The organism is Tractidigestivibacter sp., from assembly GCF_057241865.1.
On sequence record NZ_DBHHPX010000008.1, the window covers coordinates 1 to 19,277 of the forward strand.

General features: G+C 63.7%; 15 protein-coding genes. 5 read left to right on the forward strand and 10 right to left on the reverse strand.

Annotated features, from left to right (window positions below):
- Positions 1 to 54: 54 nt before the first annotated feature.
- Positions 55 to 732 (reverse strand): DUF1836 domain-containing protein, encoded by a 678-nt coding sequence (locus ACO59D_RS03935; protein ID WP_485125854.1) that lies wholly within the window; start codon positions 730 to 732, stop codon positions 55 to 57.
- A gap of 134 nt (positions 733 to 866) precedes the next feature.
- Between ACO59D_RS03935 and ACO59D_RS03940 the strand changes: the two genes are divergently transcribed.
- Complete coding sequence (locus ACO59D_RS03940; protein ID WP_485125855.1) at positions 867 to 1,724, forward strand: DegV family protein; 858 nt, start codon at positions 867 to 869, stop codon at positions 1,722 to 1,724.
- Positions 1,725 to 2,137: 413 nt separating this feature from the next.
- Here the strand turns inward: ACO59D_RS03940 and ACO59D_RS03945 are convergent, their stop codons facing one another.
- The 7 genes from ACO59D_RS03945 to ACO59D_RS03975 form a co-directional block, all read right to left on the reverse strand.
- A complete protein-coding gene (locus tag ACO59D_RS03945) occupies positions 2,138 to 2,866 on the reverse strand; it encodes a 5'-methylthioadenosine/adenosylhomocysteine nucleosidase (protein WP_485125856.1) in 729 nt (242 codons plus the stop codon).
- A complete protein-coding gene (locus ACO59D_RS03950; RefSeq protein ID WP_485125857.1) occupies positions 2,856 to 3,380 on the reverse strand; it encodes an S-ribosylhomocysteine lyase in 525 nt (174 codons plus the stop codon). The genes ACO59D_RS03945 and ACO59D_RS03950 overlap by 11 nt, the downstream gene beginning before the upstream one ends.
- A gap of 15 nt (positions 3,381 to 3,395) precedes the next feature.
- On the reverse strand, positions 3,396 to 4,208 hold the full coding sequence (locus ACO59D_RS03955; RefSeq protein ID WP_485125858.1) for a mechanosensitive ion channel family protein: 813 nt from the start codon (positions 4,206 to 4,208) through the stop codon (positions 3,396 to 3,398).
- 609 nt (positions 4,209 to 4,817) lie between these two features.
- Entirely contained in the window at positions 4,818 to 7,328 is a 2,511-nt protein-coding gene (locus ACO59D_RS03960; RefSeq protein ID WP_485125859.1) for an ATP-dependent helicase, read from the reverse strand.
- Between the two features lie 382 nt (positions 7,329 to 7,710).
- Positions 7,711 to 7,869, reverse strand: coding sequence for a hypothetical protein (locus tag ACO59D_RS03965; RefSeq protein ID WP_485125860.1), 159 nt, complete (start codon positions 7,867 to 7,869; stop codon positions 7,711 to 7,713).
- A complete protein-coding gene (locus ACO59D_RS03970) occupies positions 7,866 to 8,021 on the reverse strand; it encodes a hypothetical protein (protein WP_485125861.1) in 156 nt (51 codons plus the stop codon). Before ACO59D_RS03970 ends, ACO59D_RS03965 begins: the two co-directional genes overlap by 4 nt.
- 215 nt (positions 8,022 to 8,236) lie before the next feature.
- Complete coding sequence (locus ACO59D_RS03975; RefSeq protein WP_485125862.1) at positions 8,237 to 8,806, reverse strand: low molecular weight protein-tyrosine-phosphatase; 570 nt, start codon at positions 8,804 to 8,806, stop codon at positions 8,237 to 8,239.
- A 647-nt stretch (positions 8,807 to 9,453) separates the two neighbouring features.
- On the opposite strand from ACO59D_RS03975, the gene ACO59D_RS03980 reads away from it, so the two are divergent.
- Together ACO59D_RS03980 and ACO59D_RS03985 are read left to right on the forward strand one after the other, a co-directional pair.
- Entirely contained in the window at positions 9,454 to 9,789 is a 336-nt protein-coding gene (locus ACO59D_RS03980) for a hypothetical protein (RefSeq protein ID WP_485125863.1), read from the forward strand.
- A complete protein-coding gene (locus tag ACO59D_RS03985) occupies positions 9,770 to 10,573 on the forward strand; it encodes a tyrosine-protein phosphatase (RefSeq protein WP_485125864.1) in 804 nt (267 codons plus the stop codon). Before ACO59D_RS03980 ends, ACO59D_RS03985 begins: the two co-directional genes overlap by 20 nt.
- Positions 10,574 to 10,677: 104 nt before the next feature.
- Here the strand turns inward: ACO59D_RS03985 and ACO59D_RS03990 are convergent, their stop codons facing one another.
- The gene (locus ACO59D_RS03990) at positions 10,678 to 12,402 is read right to left on the reverse strand and encodes a phospho-sugar mutase (protein WP_485125916.1); all 1,725 of its coding nucleotides are present in this window, start codon (positions 12,400 to 12,402) and stop codon (positions 10,678 to 10,680) included.
- Positions 12,403 to 12,676: 274 nt separating this feature from the next.
- Here ACO59D_RS03990 and rlmKL point away from each other — a divergent pair, with 274 nt between their 5' ends.
- Positions 12,677 to 14,956, forward strand: a complete 2,280-nt coding sequence (rlmKL, locus tag ACO59D_RS03995; protein ID WP_485125865.1) for a bifunctional 23S rRNA (guanine(2069)-N(7))-methyltransferase RlmK/23S rRNA (guanine(2445)-N(2))-methyltransferase RlmL — start codon at positions 12,677 to 12,679, stop codon at positions 14,954 to 14,956.
- A 23-nt stretch (positions 14,957 to 14,979) separates the two neighbouring features.
- Here rlmKL and ACO59D_RS04000 read toward each other — a convergent pair whose 3' ends face one another.
- Positions 14,980 to 16,482: a S10 family peptidase gene (locus tag ACO59D_RS04000; RefSeq protein WP_485125866.1), complete on the reverse strand. Its 1,503-nt coding sequence runs from the start codon at positions 16,480 to 16,482 to the stop codon at positions 14,980 to 14,982.
- 445 nt (positions 16,483 to 16,927) lie between these two features.
- On the opposite strand from ACO59D_RS04000, the gene ACO59D_RS04005 reads away from it, so the two are divergent.
- A complete protein-coding gene (locus ACO59D_RS04005; protein ID WP_485125867.1) occupies positions 16,928 to 19,264 on the forward strand; it encodes a KUP/HAK/KT family potassium transporter in 2,337 nt (778 codons plus the stop codon).
- Positions 19,265 to 19,277 lie beyond the last annotated feature (13 nt).

A 19,277-nucleotide genomic window follows, 5' to 3' on the forward strand; every position in this document is an offset into this window, starting at 1 on the left:
CGTTTACCCAGTTCATATAGGGTAAACGGCCTTCTTTTGCTGCCAAAGTCAGGTTTATGCATCCGTCGTTATGGCATCGGGCACGGCTTCCGAGGGAGCCTGGTTGGGGGCGAGAGGCGCGGCCGGCTCCTTAGCAGCCGCCTCGTCCAGCGCCAGGACCTGCTCGACATAAATCTTTGCGGCAAGGCTTACAACCGCGGCCTCGATGGTCCTGTCAAGGGGCGAATCGACCCGCATGCCGTTGGCATCACGCAGGTCTATCACGGGTTCGACCGCCGGCGCCACGAAATCCGGTCCCACGGCAAACTGCTCGGCAAGCGCACATTCCAGCGCCTTGCAGAGCTCATCGTAGGTGTGCGCAAGGTCGAGGTTCTCCTCGTCCACACGGTGGATGAGATTCGCCACCTGCTCGATCGAGAGTATGCGCTTGAAGAGGCACACGCAGGTCACGTAGCAGATGTGACGCTTGGTGTAGCGGTGCTTGACAGGCGCGGGAACCACGTGGCGCTTCACGTAGTTGTTCACCATGGAGCCCGTGACCAGGGGGCCTTCGTCTGGCAGGCGCATGAACGAGAGCTCCTCGTCAACCAAGGAGAGCAGCTGGTCCAGGTAGAGCTCTATGCGCGGGAGTTCCGAGAGGCGCGAGATGTGGACGCCCGTCATTCGATCCGCAAGGTTGCAATACGCGCTGGAGCTGCTGGAGTGACGTGCGTGGTCCTGCTCGTCTGCCATCGTTACTCCTCTCCACGACGTCTTGAATTCTATTGATTAGATTATCTAGTATCAAAAACTAGATGCAATGGCTATAGTTGTTACAATAAAAAAATCGGATGCGCCCTCTTCTCCGATGTTCTTTGGAGGGAACGTTGAATAGCCAGAAGATCGCAGTCATCACCGACTCGGGCACGGATACACCCACGGTCTTCGCGCGTGAGCACGATGTTCGCGTCGTTCCGTTGCGTATAAACTTCTCGGACGGCTCGACGTACGAGAGCGGCGTTAGCATCACGCCCGAGCGGCTCATCGAGCGTATGGCCACCGAGACGCCCACGACCTCGCTCCCCTCGCCCGCAACCATCCGCCGCGAGTTTGACCGCGCGCACGACGACGGGTACGTGGCGGCGATCTTCGTGAGCATCTCGTCGGGTCTCTCGGCCACCTGTGACACCGTGCGCATGGTTGCCGACCAGCTGGACGGCTTCCCCGTAGTCGTGGTGGACACCAAGAGCATCGGCATTGGCGCAGGCCTCGTTGTGATGGAAGCCGTTCGGATGGTCGAGGACGGCATCACGCTGCAACACATCGGGGCGATGCTCGAGCTGGTGGCGCGCAAGAACTCCGTGTTCTTCTCGGTAAAGAGCCTGGATTACCTCTACAAGGGCGGGAGGATTGGCACCGCCGTGTACCGGCTGGGATCCGTACTCAACATCAAGCCTGTAATCACCTGTAACGAAGGGGGCTCCTACGTGGTGGTGCGCAAGGCGCGCGGGTGGGAGCGGTCCATCGACACGCAGGTCTCCCTGGTTGAAGAGCAGGCGAGAAAGTACGACAAGGTGCGCATGGCCATTTGCTGCTCAAGTGCGTGCGAGATGTTCGACGAGCTTGAGGAACGGTTGCTTGCCCAAATCGATAACGCCGTGGAGATCATACGGTCCGGCGTCTCGGCCGACCTTCTCGTGCACACTGGCCCCGAGGTCGTGGGCATCTGCATCCAGGGGGCGTAGGGGCGACGCGCGGGCATTGGCAACGCAGGGCCTCCTTTTGCGCTTCTCGACGATAGACACCCCCGGCGTCACGCTCGTTTAGCGCACCGCGCTTTGCCTGAGAACCAAGGGTTCGGGATGGCGGGACGTAGCTCTCTAGCGCTGGAATCGCAAAATGACGGTTTGTGGCAGTTTCGGGAAAGTCTTTTATATATTACATGTGTGGTGGCAATTTCCTGACCTGCGGTTTATCAGACCTCAAACCATTTTGTACTTTGGGGGTCCCCGAAAAACTGCCACCAACCGCCAATTCGTGCCATTGGGGGAGTCCGCCGGGGCCAAGAGGGGTGATGACGGGTCATGCGCTCGGAAAGTCGCAGCTCACAACGCAGGCCCCTCGGGAGTGCGGTGGCAACCTCAACGAGCGCACCTTCCTACTCCCCCAGGCGCGTCACCATGCACTCCACGATGGCGGCGCAATGCTCGGCCGCGGCCGTCTCAAAAGCGGAGTACTCCATGGGCGTTGTCGACCCCGGCTTGTCAGAGATCGCACGCACCACCACGAACGGCACGCGGTTGAGCCACGCCGCCTGTGCAACCGCGGCACCCTCCATCTCGCAGCACATCCCGCCAAAGTCGCGAGCAAGACGCTCCCTCTCGCCAGCATCCGCCACAAAGACGTCACCCGAGACCACGCGCCCCTCGAAAGCCCGCACGTCGCCCGCGACGTCGTGCACGGCGGCAACCGCCTGCGCACGCAGGCCCTCGTCTGCCGAGAAGCCCACGCATCCCAGCTGCGGGATCTCGCCCGGTTCGTAGCCAAATACCGTTGCGTCCACGTCGTGGTAGCGGCAGTCGGTCGAAACCACAACGTCTCCCACGTCGATACGCGCGTCGAGCGACCCGGCTATGCCCGTGTTGACCACGTGGGTCACGCCGTAACGGTCGACCAGCACCTGCACGCACATGCCAGCGTTGACCTTGCCCACACCCGATCGCACGACAACCACCGGCACGCCGTCAAGCGTCCCTGAGTGGAAGTCCATGCCCGCAACAGTCGAGACCGACTCGCCCTCAAGGCTTGCCACAAGGCGCGACACCTCGACCCCCATGGCGCCAATAATACCAACTTTGATATGAACGCGGGCGTCGCTACGCATCATGGCTCTCCTCGTCCTTCCCGCCGTCGAGCAGTGCCGGATACGTGAGGTGCGCGTCGTCGATAACCTCAAGCGTGTTGGCGAGGTAACGGCGCGCCCACCAGTGCGCCAGGTTGAGGTCGGCATCGTGCCAGTTGCCGCAGGCCTCGGGCCTGGCTCCGGGAATCTCTCCCTCGAAGTCGCGGATGAACCCAAAGCACCTACGCACGAGCGGCAGCACCTCTCGCGAGCTGCATTGGCCAAAGACCACAAGGTAGAAGCCCGTGCGACATCCCATGGGACCAAAGTAGACCACGCGGCTGGCCCACTCGGGATCGCTTCTCAGGAAGGTCGCACCCAGGTGCTCGATTGCGTGGACAGCTGCGGTGTCCATCACCGGCTCGCGGTTGGGCGCCGTAAGGCGCAGATCAAAGGTCGTGACCACGGCTTCGGTGGCGGGGTCCTCGTCCACACGACTCACGTAGACGCCGGGCTCGAGCACCAGGTGGTTCACGGTGAAGCTTGCGATGGTCTTCATGTGCGTCACTGCCTTTCAGTTGGTTGCGCCCTTGTCCGCTGCTGCCACGTTGGCGGCAGCCGTTGTCGGCCGCGCAATCCACGGCGCACGCGAGATGGCACGCACGAGGGCGTCGGCCTGCACCGAGTAGTTCGTTCCGGCAACAAGATGCAGGTGAGTCGTGCCGTGAATGCCCAAGGGACCGAGGCCGTCGAAAAGGACCTCAGTCGTGAACCCGGGCGCAAGCGCGCCCCCGCAGACCTCGCGAGCAAGGTGCCGCACCTCGAGGGCCACAGCATCAAGGTCGCAACCGGGCTCGGCGTAGAACTCCACCGGGCAGTCCGTGACCGACCAGTCCGTCTCGCGCGTAAGTGCGGTCTTGTTGAGGACGGAGTTGGGGATGACCTCAACCTTGCCACCGCGGTCGCGCACCATCGTGGAGCGCCAGGTAACGTCTACGACCTCACCGGAGAAGCCGCCAATGGTAACCTGGTCACCGGGCCGGACCACGCGCCCCAGCATAAGACCCAGACCAGCAACGACGTTTGACACCGTGTCCTGCAGGCCAAGGGAGATGACCACGGAAGTCACACCCAAGGCGGCAACGAAGGCCGTGGGCTGAATCCCAAAGACCGGCTGGAGCACGGCAAGAAGCGCAAACGCCCAGATGATGGTGCGAACGATGTTGACAAAGATCGATGCCTTGGGCACGCCCGCCGCATCCAGCGCGCGCCGCAGCCCATGCACCACCACACGTTGCACGAGCAGCGCGACTCCAATGACAACGGCAAGAAAGGCAATCTTGCCGACAAGCACCGACGTGTCGATATTTCCGAGGAAATCCTCCATCACGCCCCCAGACGTGGAAGCCGAACGTTTCGTGAGAGGCAATGATACTCTCCGACGCCCGACGAGGCGACGCGGAAGGGCGCGGGGGTCCCGTCCCGCGCGAGGTCGCCACAACACGTGTGGCCGCAAACGATACGCTCACCGCGCCAAACGCAGCCCGCTCGGCCGCTTTTCTCGCCGTGGTACGGCCTTGCCGCGTACTCGCTCATACGATGGTCTGACGGTGAGTCGGCAACGCGACGAGGCGATAATGGCATGGGGGTGTGGGCCCTTTTGGCACGAATTGACGGTTGGTGGCAGTTTTTTACGGGTACCCGAAGTACAAACTGGTTTGAGATTTGTTGAAGTGCTGGTCAGCGATTTGGCACTGGAACGGAATCATATCAAGAATTTAGCCCAAACTGCCACCAACCGTCAATTCGTGCTATCGGGAATACCGCGCCTCCCATATCGAGGGTGAAGGGTACGGATGCTGTCTCGGAGTATTGCGCGCGTTTTTATCGGATTCTAAAGCTCAACTGGGCAATCGTGCAGCAAGCGTAAAATCGCGCGCAATAATCCAGCGGCCGGCGCGGCCAGCAGACATCCTCCACCGGTCGCGCCGGTCCCCTACCCCTCGATCTTCACAATGGGCGCGAAGCCCTTCATCAGCTTCTTGGTCTTGCCCGTGCGGGTAAAGCGGACCTCAATGGTGTCGCCCTTTGCCGAAACCACCACCCCAGGCCCAAAGGTCTTGTGTGAGACGCGATCGCCTGCCGAGAAAGACTCCACGGCCTTTGCCGCGTCGCGTCGCGGAGCCTGCGGGCGAGGGGCCGCCGCACTGGGCACAGCCGGGCCACCCGTCGAGCGCGTACGCGAGCCAAAGACGTGCCCACCGTAGACCTCGGAGCCTCGCCCGCTGCCAAAGGTGCCATGCCTGTCCCCGCGCTTCTCCCAGCCCACGCCCGAAAAGCCCGAAGAGCCCACGCCCACGGCCTCGATATCCGCAGTGGGCATCTCGTTCACAAAACGGCTACGGGGGTTGGCCTGCACAGAGCCAAAGGTGCGGCGCGTAAGCGCGTAAGTGAGGTAGAGCCGCTTGCGGGCACGCGTGATGGCAACGTAGGCCAGGCGGCGCTCCTCCTCGATCGAAGCCGGATCCCCCTCGTGCGCGGAATGCGGGAAAATCCCCTCCTCCATGCCGGCGACAAAGACCACCGGGAACTCTAGGCCCTTGGCCGAGTGCACGGTCATCATGGTTACGGCACTCGACGAGCCCGCAAGCGAGTCCAGGTCCGAGCGCAGCGCGAGCCATTCGAGCAGTGCCGGGAGCTTCGCAGCCGCAACGTCAGGCAGCCCTGCCCCACCCTGCGGCGCTTGCTCGCTCGCGTCATTCGCGGAATCGCCGCCAGGGGAAGTCGAGCTGCTCGCCAGACCCGCCGCGCGGAGCTGCTCCAAGTTCTCAAGCGTCTCGACGGCGTCGTCATGGGTCTCGTCGAACTCGGCCGCAACGCCATAGAATTCCTTGATGTTCTCGATGCGGCTGTCCGCCTCGACGGAATGCTCGGCTTCCAGCGCACGAACGAGGCCTGACCGCTCGACAATGGCCTCGACCACGTCCGAGAACTCACCGGTCATGTGGCGGCCGGCCTCGATCGTGCCCGTGAACTCGGAGAGGGCGTTGCGCACCTTGGGCGAAAGCAGGCCCTGCTCGGCAATGCACGCCTCGCATGCCGAGAAGAACGATAGGCGGTTCTCGGCTGCATAGGCGCGAATCTTGCTGATGGACGTGGAGCCAATGCCGCGGCGCGGCGTATTGACCACGCGCAGGGCGGCCACGTCGTCATCCGGGTTCACGACGACCTTGAGGTAGGCCATCACGTCGCGGACCTCCTGGCGATCGAAGAAGCGTGTGCCGCCCACTACTTTGTACGGCACGCCGGCGCGCAGAAACATGTCTTCCAAGATACGCGACTGCGCGTTGGTGCGGTAGAAAACGGCCATGTCATCATAGCTTGCGCCCTTGTCGTGCAGCTTCTCGATCTCCGAGCCGATCCAGCGGCCCTCGTCGCGCTCGTCGGCGGACTGGTACACGCGGACCTTCTCGCCATCGCCCGCGTCGGTAAAGAGGCGCTTGGCCTTGCGGTACGAGTTGTGGGCCACAACGGCGTTGGCCGCGCTGAGGATGTGGCCGGTAGAGCGGTAGTTCTGTTCGAGCTTGACCACGTGGGCATCAGGGTAGTCCTTCTCGAACGAGAGGATATTCTTGATATCGGCGCCGCGCCAGGAGTAGATGGACTGGTCGTCGTCGCCTACGACCATGAGGTTTCTGTACTTGCGCGCCAGAAGGTTGGTGATCGCGTACTGGACGCCATTGGTGTCCTGGTACTCGTCCACGCTGATCTGACGGAAGCGCTCCTGGTAGGCGTCGAGTACCTGCGGATTCTTGGCGAGGAGTTCGAAGGCCTTCACCAGGAGGTCATCGAAATCCATAGCGTTGGCACGCTCCAGGCGATTCTGCAGCACGCGATAGACCTGCGCCGCCTTGCGCTCGAGCGGCGTCTGGGCCTGGCCCTGCATCTCGTCGGGCATGATGAGGCCGTTCTTTGCGGACGAGATCTGCGAGCGGATCGCCTGGATGGGAAACTGCTTGGGATCGACGTCGAGCTCTGACATGATGGTCTTTACCAGGCGCTTCGAGTCATCGTCATCATAGATCGTGAAGTTTGGCCGGTAGCCCACGAGCTCTGGGTCATCGCGGAGCATGCGCACGCACATGGCATGGAAGGTGCACACCCACATGCCGCGCGTGCCTTCGGGGAGAAGCACGTCCAGGCGCTCACGCATCTCGGCCGCTGCCTTGTTGGTGAACGTGATGGCGAGCACCTGCCACGGGCGCACGCCCTCGTCGGCCACCATGTGTGCGATGCGGTACGTGAGAACGCGCGTCTTGCCGGAGCCAGCGCCCGCGAGCACGAGGAGCGGGCCGTGCGTGCAGAGCACGGCGTCGCGCTGCGCAGGGTTGAGGCCATCGATATCGACGGCAGAGGGGCGCCTGGCAGCTGCCCCGGGCCGCGTGGTAGCCGTGGGTTGTGCGGCCTGAGCTGCGGAGAAGAACGAGAACTGCTGGTCAGAGGGCATGCATGTCTCCTATGGGTATCGAATCGCCTCACAAGAGTCTAACGCCCGGAGACAACACTAATAGGAACCTCCAACAGAGTTCCGCATGCAGTGGCGTACAGCAAGGGGCGCTACCTGAGTCGAGCTGGGAAGTCGTCAAACTCACCAAGAGGCGCCGCGTGCGACGATTAACGCCACACATTCGGACACGAACCTGTGACCCGCGCAGGTCGATACACATTCGGAGGACGAATGTGTGGCGTTCTCTCGCCCTTGCCCCGGAACGGGACCCTACGACGGGCGCGGCGCGAGCCGGAGCCTCGGTGGAAACGCGCCCTCCGGCGCCGCCGCAACGTACGTACGGCTGCAACGTGCGCGCCGCCGCACGTCGCCGGCGCGCTCCCTATGCCCCCAGCACCGCGGAGTAGGCGGCCATGGTGTAGTAGTTGTACGACTGATTGAAGTGCGGGAGGAAGAAGATGTCGAGCAGCGCCAGGCGGTCGATGGTCAGCCCCTCCTGGATCGCGAGCGAGAACATGTGGATGCCCGCGCTCTCAATCACGCGCCAATCCACAGTGCCATGTCATACCCAAGAAAGCTGTTGTTACCGTTCTGATCGATAATAACAACCTCGTTACCAGGATGGTTGTCGAGGATGGCATTGGCTGCCACGGTGCCCGCGTGGTTTGCGCCGACAATGACGATCTTGCTCATGTGCTCCCCTACTCTCCGCGCACGTTGGCGCGGCACATGGAGCCAGCCCGCGGAAAGATTCGGCGGACCGCTCGAGATTAATGTCATCTACTGTATAGCATATATGGCAGCGCACGATGACGGTTCAGGCGCCGGCTGCACTGGGCGAGGCATTCTCTACATTCTCTACTATGCCCGCGGGCGCAAGGAGCCCCATGGGATGGGCACTCCCGTGGTCAGCGCCCCTTGGCGAGAAGAACGTCGAGCATGGCGACACAGCCAGCCATAACGTCGTTGTAGGTAACATCGAAGTTGCCCGTGTACCAGGGGTCGGCCACGTCGCGGGGATGTCCTGTCCAGTCCAGGAGAAGCGACACTTTGCGCCTGGGGTCGGCCTTGCGAACGAGCTGCTCCGAGACGGGCGGCCAGCTGAATCCCATGCCCCTCTCGCCCAAAAGCAGCCGGTACATGCCATCGTAGTTGTCGCGGTCCATGCCCACGATGTAATCGAAGCGGTCATAGTCCTCGAAACCCATCTGGCGGGCAGCGTGATGGCCGCATGGAACGCCCGCGCGGCGCAGTCGCTCGCGCGTGCCGGGGTGGACATCGCTACCAAGCTCCTCGCGGCTGGTGGCGGCAGAGTCGATGAGGAAGTCGCTCTCGCGCCCAGCCCTGCGGACCAGATCCCCCATCACGAACTGAGCCATGGTCGAGCGGCAGATGTTGCCGTGACAGACGAACAGGATTCTTGTCACGTCGACGTTGTTGCTGGCAGATGGTACGTCTTGGGTTTTCTCGCTTGTCATTCGCGCCTCTCCTTGTGACTGCAGTTCTTGGCGGCGGACCCGGCGGTCCCGGCGACAGGCCCCGCGTAGCGAGTATGACAGCTCCACGAACCTGGAGGTTCGGCCCTGCCCCCGCATATGCCCCCGCACACAACGTCGGCACGCGAACTACGCACGGATGGGCTTAAGCCTTGCAGGTGCCTGGGGTTTGCATGCCCACCTCTCGACTGTGCGCAATTCCTCTGGGGGAGGCAGGATTTCCTGGGCTCTGGCAGACGATTGTGCGGGCCTCACAACCGTTGCGAACCGAGATCGGGCAAAAGAGTGCGGTCATGCGTACGCACAAGCCAGGTTTTCTGCCGGAGAAGCCCCCGGAGAGACCCGTTGGGCAGTTTTTCTCGGTCGTGCGTACGCACGAGCAAGGTTTTCTGACACCCACGCGGCGTTTGCCCAGGTGAGCGAGAGGGGCCTGGCAGCAGGAGGGGGTCGTGCGTACGCATGACCCGGGTTTCTCGCCAGCAGACACCCCTGGAGGGGCCAATCGGGCAGAGACGGCCGATGGTGCGTACGCATGACCAGACTTTCTCGCCGGCCGGCCTTGGCCCTCAATTCCCGCTCCACGACTCACTGATAGGATTACCCACGCACACCAGAACGAGGAGGCCCCCATGAACGAGACAGACGATAGGGACGCAGACCGCAGCACCGCCCAGGCGGCGCTTGCCCGGGCTGCCGAGCGTTGTGGCTGGCCGGCTGAGTTTGGCGAGGCTCTCGCCCTCTACCTGGGCTCCGTCGGCACCATGGAGCGCATGGCCGCCTATCTCATGCAGGTTCGCCCCAAGACCATGGAGGAGGCCGCAGACGAGGCCGTAGCCATCGTCGAGCAGCGTGACGCCTGGGCCGAGCACAAGAAGAGCGAGTACTACAACGCCAGGGTCACGGAGTTCTACAACCGTGAACGCGACGAGGAGAAAGGCCCCGACCATGCTGGGCTGGTTCCATAAGAGAGGCGGCGCAGACGCCACACCAACCGGGGCCCCCGCCCCTGCACCCACCGAGGGCGGGCAGCTCCTCCCCGTGGGCGACAACTGCCGTGAGCTGGGTGGCTATCCCCTACCGGCAAGCCCCGGCCGCACATCCAGTGCAAGCACGCTCCGCAGACGCTTCCTGCGCTCCGGCTCCACCTCGACGCTCTCGCGAAAAGAGCTGCACTACCTGCGCGAATACGGCGTCACCCGCGTCATCGACCTACGAAGCGTCCCAGAGTGCACCAGCTCGCCGGACGTCTTTGCCAGCCGTCCCGGCATCACCTACGTGAATGTGCCGCTCTTTGGCATCAACATGCACGACCCCAGGCTGCGATTGCCCGGCGACACGCGCGACTACCTCGCCACCGGCTACCTCAGGATGCTCGACAACCATGACGCCGTACGTCAGGTCTTCTCAGCGTTCGCAGAGGCGACACCCGAGGAGTGCGTGCTTTTCCACTGCGCGGCGGGCATGGACCGCACCGGCATTACGTCGATGCTGCTTCTGGGCCTCTGCGGTGTGGACCGCACGAGCATCGTGGCCGACTACACCTACTCATTTGCCTCGCGCGAGGAGGTGGACGCCTATATCTACCAGGGAGTCTCCCCCAGCTTCACCACGGTCGACATGCTGGCAAAGCTCATGGGACGCGTCTTTGACGGGCTCATCGAGAGCTATGGGTCGGCCGAGGCGTACCTTCTCGCCTGTGGCGTCAGCCAGGCGCAGCTCACGTGCGTGCGCAAGCATCTCGCGGGCTAGCCCCGGCCCCAATCCGCGCCGAGACAACCAAAGGGACCGGGGCCGCGACACCTCGTCGTGACCCCGGTCCCACTTACAGCCCAAAATAGTGAGCCTCGCAGCCCCTACGAAAGCACCTTCTCGGCAGCCGCCTGCAGCTCGGCGCGCACGGCCTCGGCCTCGGTGCGCGTGGCACCCTTGGCGAACAGGTATGCCTTGACCTTGGGCTCGGTGCCGGACGGACGGAAGATCACCTTGTTGTCGTCCTCGAGGCGGTACTCGATAACGTTGGCCGCAGGCAGCTCCTGTGCGGACTCCTTCTGCAGGCCAGAGACGCGCGGCATCTCGGCACCCTTGCCAAAGTCGGTCACGCCAACGACTCCGTAGCCGGCAATATCGGTGAGCGGGTTCTCACGCAGATCGGTCATGATCCGGACCATGCGCTTGGCGCCGGCCTCACCCGGGAACTGCGCGTTCACGGTGCCGTTGAGGTAGTAGCCGTACTGCTTGTAGAGTTCCTCCATGGCCTCGTAGAGGTCCATGCCGCGCGCGGCGTAGTAGGCCGCCATCTCGACGCACATCTCAACGGCGACAATGGCGTCCTTGTCGCGCGCGTGAGTTCCCACAAGGTAGCCATAGGACTCCTCGAAGCCCATGAGGAAGCGGTCCTCCTCGCCCTCGTCCTTGAGCTGGTCGATCTGGTCGCCAATGTACTTGAAGCCGGTGAGCACGCGGCGCATCTCAAAGCCGTAGTGCCTGGCCAAGGCGTCGGGCATTACGGACGAGACGATCGTAGAGACGGCCACCTTGCGCTTGGGGTCCTCGCCGCGATCGATTGCCATCTTGATGAGCCAGTCCATCATGAGGACGCCCATCTCGTTGCCGCTGAGCAGCTTGTACTCACCATCGTGCGGGATGGCGGTGCCCATGCGGTCGGCGTCGGGATCGGTGGCCACAACGAGGTTGGGCTTGACCTTCTCGGCAAGGTCGAGCGCCAGCTGCAGCGCCTCACGGAACTCCGGGTTGGGGTACTTGCACGTGGGGAAGTTGCCGTCTGGCTCGGCCTGCTCGGGCACCACGGTCACGTCGTTCACGCCGATCTCCTTGAGGATGCGCGTGACGCACTCCATGCCCGTGCCGTTGAGCGGCGTGTAGACGACCTTGTAGCCCTCGGGCGCCTTGAAGCCGGGGATGGAGACCTTCTTGACGGCCTCGATGAAGGCGTCGAGAACCTCTTCGGGCGTCCACTCAATGAGGCCCTGCTTGATGCCCTCATCGAAGTCCATCATCTTGACGCCGCCAAAGACGGGCGTCTCCGCGATGGAGGCACTGATCTCGTCGGCCGCCTCGTTGGCGATCTGGCCGCCGTTGTCGTTGTAGACCTTGTAGCCGTTGTACTGCGCCGGGTTGTGCGACGCCGTAAGCACGATGCCCGCGGAAGTGTGCAGGTGGCGCACCGCAAAGGAGAGCGTGGGAACGGGCTCGATGCGCGGATAGACATAGACGTGCACGCCATTGGCCGCAAGCACGCCCGCCGCAACGCGCTGGAAGTCCTCGCCCTTCAGGCGAGAATCGCGCGCGATGGCAATGGTGGGGTGGCCGTAGTGAGCGTTCAGGTAGTTGGCCACGCCCTGGGTTGCCTGGGCCACCACGTAGACGTTCATGCGGTTGGTGCCCACGCCGAGGGTGCCGCGCAGGCCTGCGGTGCCAAATTCGAGGTTGCGATAGAAGGCGTCGTTGAGCGCGTCCTCGTCCCCAGCGCTGACAAGGGCGTCGAGTTCGGCCTTGAGGTCTGGCTCGGTGACGTTGTCCTGCCAAAGCTTGATGGTATCCTTCACGCCTGCGTCCATGGTTCCCCCTTGCTTCCCTGCCATGCGTGCACGTGCGGTGCAAGCATGGCTGCCAACGAACAAGTGCGAGCATTGCTCCTTAGATTCTATCCGTGCCGGGCTCGCTTGGCGCGCTCATGCGGACGAATGACTTTGTGGAGCTGTAAGCGGCTGCATAGGTGTCGGCGGGCGCACGGGACAAGCAACACGTATGATGGTCGCAACGGAATTCGCGGCGCACGGGCGTCGCTAGGCGTGCCGGCTGACACGCAGGTTACGGGCGAAAGGTGTCCCGATGGAGTTTGTCGCAACGTGTCCCAAGGGCTTTGAGTCGCTTCTGGCAGGAGAGCTTCACGCACTTGGCGCCAAGGGCGTGCGTCCGCTCGTGGGCCGGGTCTCGTTCACGGGAGCGCTGAGAGATGCCTACCGCTGCTGCCTGTGGTCGCGCCTTGCCTCCAATGTGACGCTCGTGCTGGCACGCGTGGATGCCACCAACGCCGACGCGCTCTACGAGGGCCTCTCGGCAATCCCTTGGGAGGACCACGTGGCACCCGGCGCGACGATGGCCATCGAGGCGCACGGCACCAACGAGCAGCTGAGAAACACGCAGTTTGTGGCGCTGCGCTCGAAAGACGCCGTGGCCGACAGGCTCCTTTCGCGCAGGGGAGCGCGCCCCGTAGTCAACACTGATGTGCCGGATGTGGGCATCGTGGTGCGCCTCTCGCGCGAGCGCGCAACCGTGGGCATTGACCTTGCGGGCGAGCCGCTCTTCAGCCGCGGCTGGGAAGCGGCACCTCCCAGCCGCGGTCGCCTTTCGCCGAGGCGTGCGGACTACGCTGCAGCGCTCCTGGAGGCGGGCTGCTGGTTTAGGGATGTGCGCCACGGGTCGCCCGTACTGGTTAACCTCTTTTCCGGAACAGGGAGCGTTGCCGCCGAGGCGGCAGCGCAGGCGCTTGACCGCGCGCCGGGGCTGCTGCGCGTGCGATGGGGCTTCTCGCGCTGGGTCGGCCATGACGAAGACGCTTGGGTCGAGCTTGCCACCGAGGCCGCCGACCGCGCCGCAGTGGGTGCTGAGAACAGCGTTGACCTCGTGCTTTGCGACACGCGTCCCGGCGCGGAGGGCGCGGCGAGAAGGTCGCTGCGCGGGGCGGGCATGGGCGTGGAGCCGCGGTTTGTCTCCGCAGGGGAGCTCGCTGCCGCTGTGGGCGGTGCCTCTCCCCTCGTGGTGGCTGACCTTGCGTGGCCGCAGTCGGATGACCTTGCCAGCGAGGCCGAGGCGCTCTCGCTCTTCTCGGCAGGGGCTGGGGCTGTTGCCGGACACGACGGCGCGGGCGCGGTCGCACTCTGTGCCGACAACGCCGCGGACGCCGCGGCGGGCGGCGAGCCCGCAGGGGCCATCGACGTGATCGTTGGTCGCGATGATGCAACGATCCGCTGCTACGATACCATGTCCCTCTCGGCAGAGCACCCCGTGGTGGAGCTTCGCGGGGGCACCGGAAGCGTGCCCGTGCTAGTGGGGGCCTCTGACCAGTTTGCCGCGCGTCTCGCCAAGGTGGCGAAGCAGCGCGCCAAGTGGGCGGCGCGCGAGGACGTGAGCTGCTACCGTGTCTATGACGCCGACCTGCCGGACTATTCCGTCTCGATTGACCTGTACCAGGGTTCTGAGACACCGGGACGCTGGCTCTATGTCTCAGAGTACGCCGCCCCACGCGACGTGGATGCGGGTCTTGCGCGCAGGCGCCTTCTCGACGTGCTGGCAATTACCCCGCGCGTGATGGGCGTCAAGCCTTCCAACGTGTTCGTGCGCGTGCGCACGCATGCGCGTGGCGGCTCGCAGTACGCAGACGGCGGGCGAGAGGGGCGCGGCGGCTTTGGCCGCGAAGGTGGCCGCGACGTGCGCCCCTCACGCAGGCATGACGGGCGCGTGGAGCTTCCCCGCGGTGCGCACCTCGTAGACGAGGGTGGCCTTACGTTTGAGGTGAACTTCTCTGAGCGGCTGGACTGCGGCCTGTTTCTCGACCACCGCGAGACGCGCTCGATGGTGCGCGAACTCATGAAGCGCACCCCGGGCGGGAGCTTTCTCAACCTCTTTGCCTACACTGGCACGGCAAGCTGCTACGCCGCAGACGGCGGCGCGGGCCTCACCACCACGGTCGACCTCTCGCGGCCGTCTCTCGATTGGGCGCGCCGCAACATGGAGAGAAACGGATTTTACGGCCGCAGCCACGAGTTTATCCAGGCAGACGTGCTGCAGTGGGTGGCCGACCGCCGCCACGAGCGCCGCTACACCTGGGATCTCATCTTCTGCGACGTGCCCACGTTCTCCAACTCAAACCGCATGCACGCTAGGTCCTGGGACGTGCAACGCGACCACGCCGACCTCATCATCTCGGTCTCGAGGCTGCTCTCGCCCGGCGGCTGCGCGATTTTCTCGTGCAACCTGCGCAACTTCAAGCCCGACGTTGAGACGCTTGCCAAGGCAGGCGTAGCCCTCGAGGACATTACGGCAAAGACCATCCCTGAGGACTACGCGAGAAACCCCAAGATCCACCATGCCTACCTGGTGAGGCAGTGAGACAAGGGGGCAGCCCCCTTGTCTCACTCGTAGAACGCGTGGAGGTCGCGGTCCATGGCCTCGAGCGTGGGCTCGTCCACGTAGGCCATGTGTCCGCAGCCGTAGCGCAGCCACGTCATGCGCCCCTTGAGCGCGGGCGAGAGGAACTGGCAACTCAGGTCGTGACGCACGTTCCAGAACGTGGTCGCCGCGTCGTAGCAACCGCCGATGATGGCAAGCTTCATCGTGGGGTTGCGGCGCAGCGCAAGCGCCACGTCACCGGTCACGTTAGGCGCACCGACCTTCTCGCCCGTCCCCGGCACCTCGTGCTGCCAGACCCACTTGTGGCCAACCTTCTCCCAGTTCTGCCCTAGGTAGACGGAGGGTCCCTGGTAGCCAAGCTCGTCTGCGCAGAACGCGCGGAATGCGTTGGCCCAGTTGGCCTCCACGGCATCGTCGGCCGCATCCTCGCCGCCCAGCCAGTCGAAGCTTGCCTGCATGGGCGAGGGCTCGTCCGAGCAGAAGCGCATGTCGAGGCGGCCACACACACGGCCCTCGTCGCGCAGGAGCTCGCGGCGGAACTCCGTGAGCTCGACGCGTAGGTGGTGGCGGACAAGGTACCCGACGGGTAGGCCCACAAACTCCGAGAGCTGCCGGGCAACGTCGCGCTCGAGCTCCTCGCCCAGGCGGTCGCCGCGGAGAAGGGCCGGGGCCAGCGTATCATCGGCAAAGCCCATCGCACGGTCAAACCAGACATCTGGATCCACGCCCTGTCCGGCACGCCCAAAGAACTGCGCCGCAGCGGCGTAGGTGGGCATCATGCCCAGGTAGTAGAGGTCCTCGCCGGGAAGCGTCTGCACCCAGTCCCAGATGGCGGAGAGCATCACCACGCCCGTGAGCTTCACGGACCTCTCGCCCAAAAGCCTCATGAGCACGGCGTTCCTAAAGGTGCCATAGGACTCGCCAAAGAGGTAGATGGGGCTTGACCAGCGGTGGTTCTTCTCGAGCCAGTCCATGATCGCACGTGCGAAGGCGTCAGCGTCACCGTCGACCGAGAAGACCGTCGCAGGGTCGCAGTCATCGGCGACAACAGACCAGCCGGTGCCCAGCGCGTCGAGAAACACGAGGTCGGAGTCCTTGAGCAGCGTGTGGGGGTTGTCGGCCACCGGGGCCGAAGCGGCGAGGTGGTTCGTGCCGTCTGTCTGGACTCGGCGAGGGCCGATACCGCCAAAGTTGATGGGCACCGACGCCGAACCCGGGCCGCCGTTGTAGGCAAAAGTCACCGGCCTGGCTGCGTTAGGCTGGCCCTCCTCGTCTACTGCGACGTACGATAGCGAGAACATCTTGCCTTCGAGGCGGCCGGAGTCGTCGCGCACGTCGAGATGGGCGGCCGTGGCCACGTAGTCGATGGTCTTCTCGCCGTCTGCCCACGAGAGGCGCGCGCTTGCCGGGTCCGGCACGCCTCTCACCGCGTTTGCGGGCACGTCCTCGTGCGGACGGCGCGACGCCTCCGCCGCGGGCACCGTCTGCGTCTGGTTATCTGCCATGAGAGTCCCTTCCTTGTGAAGTGCCTATTACGAGATGGTAAGCGTGCCCCATTCTAGGCGAGTGCGCGCTGCGGCGTGGTGGCAGCAGGCGAGAGGGACGAGAGGGGCAGGCGTCGCGGTGAATGCCGCAAATTCCGAATGGTTACGGCCGCCCAACCGGCGATTCTTCACAAGACGAGGGGCGCGCCGGAAATTCCGGACGGTTACGCGTCCTCCGCTGCCGCGCGTGAGGCACCCAAACGCCAACGCAGCGCCAGCCCTTCTCGCCATTGCGAACGCCACCGGGCAAAACCCGCCCCAACTGCATATACTTGTCAGAAGAGTGGAGCACTCGTACTCCTTTCAGGAGAGTGCTATAGGAGAGTGCTATATTTAGCGACTTGTATCTGGGATACGTCGGGAAACACGGGGTTACGCAGGTAGGACCCACGGAAATTGGAGCGTCATGGCCACATCCAATGCACCAATCGCAGCCAAACGAGCCAGGAAGTCCGCCAGGAAGGGCGGCATTCCACTCTCGGCGGGGATGGTTCTCGTAACGCTGGGCGTCGTCTACGGCGACATCGGTACGAGTCCCATGTACACCCTCAAGGCAATCATGACCGGCAACGGCGGTCTGTCCACGATGGGCGAGGACGTGGTCCTGGGGGCGCTGTCGCTACTCATCTGGACCATCACGCTCATCACCACGGTCAAGTACGTGCTGGTGGCAATGAAGGCCGACAACCATAACGAGGGCGGCATCTTCGCGCTGTACAGCCTCGTCAAGCGCTGCGGCAAGTGGCTCATCATCCCCGCCATGATCGGCGGCGCGGCCCTTCTCGCCGACGGCATTCTGACGCCCGCCGTCACGGTAACCACCGCCATCGAGGGCCTGCGCACCATCGACTTCTTCTACGGCATCATCGGAACCAACCAGGCCATCGTGGTCGGCATCACTCTTATCATCCTCTGCATCCTCTTTGCCTTGCAGAGGGCGGGCACCTCCACCATTGGCAAGGCCTTTGGCCCGGTCATGACCGTGTGGTTCCTCTTCCTGGGCATCGCCGGCCTTCTCAACGTGGGCCTCGACCTCAACGTCTTCCGTGCGCTCAACCCGCTGCGTGGCATCATGTTCCTCTTTGACAACCACCTCAACGCCGCCGGCCTCATGGTCCTAGGCAACGTCTTCCTCTGCACCACCGGCGCCGAGGCCCTCTACTCCGACATGGGCCACGTGGGCAAGGCGAACATCTACCTCTCCTGGCCGTTCGTGAAGCTCTGCCTCATCCTCAACTACTTGGGCCAGGGAGCCTGGATCGTCGCCAACCACGGCAGCAGCGAGCTTGCCGCCATCACGGACCTCAACCCCTTCTTCCAGATGCTGCCCGAGGAGTCCCGCGTCTTTGCCGTGATTCTCTCCACCTTCGCGGCCATCATCGCCTCGCAGGCCCTCATCACCGGCTCCTACTCCATTGTCTCTGAGGCCATCCGCCTTGACCTCATGCCCCACATGAAGATCAACTACCCCTCCGAGACGCGCGGCCAGATCTACATCCCGCTGGTCAACAACATCATGTGGATTGGCTGTATGGGTGTGGTCCTGCTCTTCCAGACCTCCGAGCACATGGAGGCAGCCTACGGCCTGGCTATCACCTGCACCATGCTCATGACCACGATCCTGCTGTTCACGTACCTCTCGCACACCCGTCGCAAGCCCGTGGCGGCCGTGGTGTTCCTCGTTTTCTTTGGCACCGTCGAACTCATGTTCTTCTTCTCGAGCCTCACCAAGTTCTTCCACGGCGGGTACGTCACCGTTCTTCTCGCCACGGTGCTCTTCCTGGTCATGTACATCTGGCGCCGCGGCACGGCCATCGAGCGCACGCAGTCCGTCTACCTGCCGGTCCGCAAGTACCTCGACCAGCTCTTCGACCTCTCGCACGACGAGTCCTATCCCCTGCTTGCCGACAACCTGGTCTTTCTCACCAACGATTCGTCGCTCGACAAGCTCGACCGCGACATCCTCTACTCGATCCTGGACAAGCGCCCCAAGCGCGCAAAGGCCTACTACTTCCTTAACGTCCAGGTGACCGACGAGCCCTACACCCATGAGTACATAGTCAACGCCTTTGACACCGACTTCGTGTTCAAGGTGCAGCTGCGTCTGGGCTTCCGCGTAAACCAGCGCGTGAACACGTACCTCTACCAGATCGTCGAGGACCTCGTGGAGCACAACCAGCTGGCGCCGCAGGACCACAAGTACTCGATCTACCGCAAGCACAGCATCGTCGGCGACTTCCGCTTCTGCCTGATTCGCAAGGTTCTCTCACCCGAGACCGACATCTCCGGCACAGACACGCACACCATCGAGATGAAGTACTTCATCCGTCGCCTGTGCGGCACGCCCATGCGCTGGTACGGGCTCGAGAACTCCTCGGTAATCTTTGAGTACGTGCCGCTCTTTGCCAAGACCAAGCGTCAGCACAAGCTCACACGCATCCCACTTGACGCCAACGCGGTGCTGGCAGCGGCACCCAAGGCCCCAGCCAGGCCCGCCGAGAACAACGACGACTCCGATGACGAGGACATCTTCTCGGCCTCCATGCACAACGAGCGCGAGGAGAACGCGTCGGACGCCGAGAGGACCCTGGTTGGCGGTGACACGGCAAGCTTCAAGCCGCTGCGTATCGACGACGGCGACGAGGAGGACTCCGACGGGGAGGAGGAACAGGAGGAACTCGAGCGCGCCGTGAGGGCGGCGGAGGCTAAGCTCAACCCCGATGACCGCGACGAGTCCAACTAAGGGCCGGCCGAGA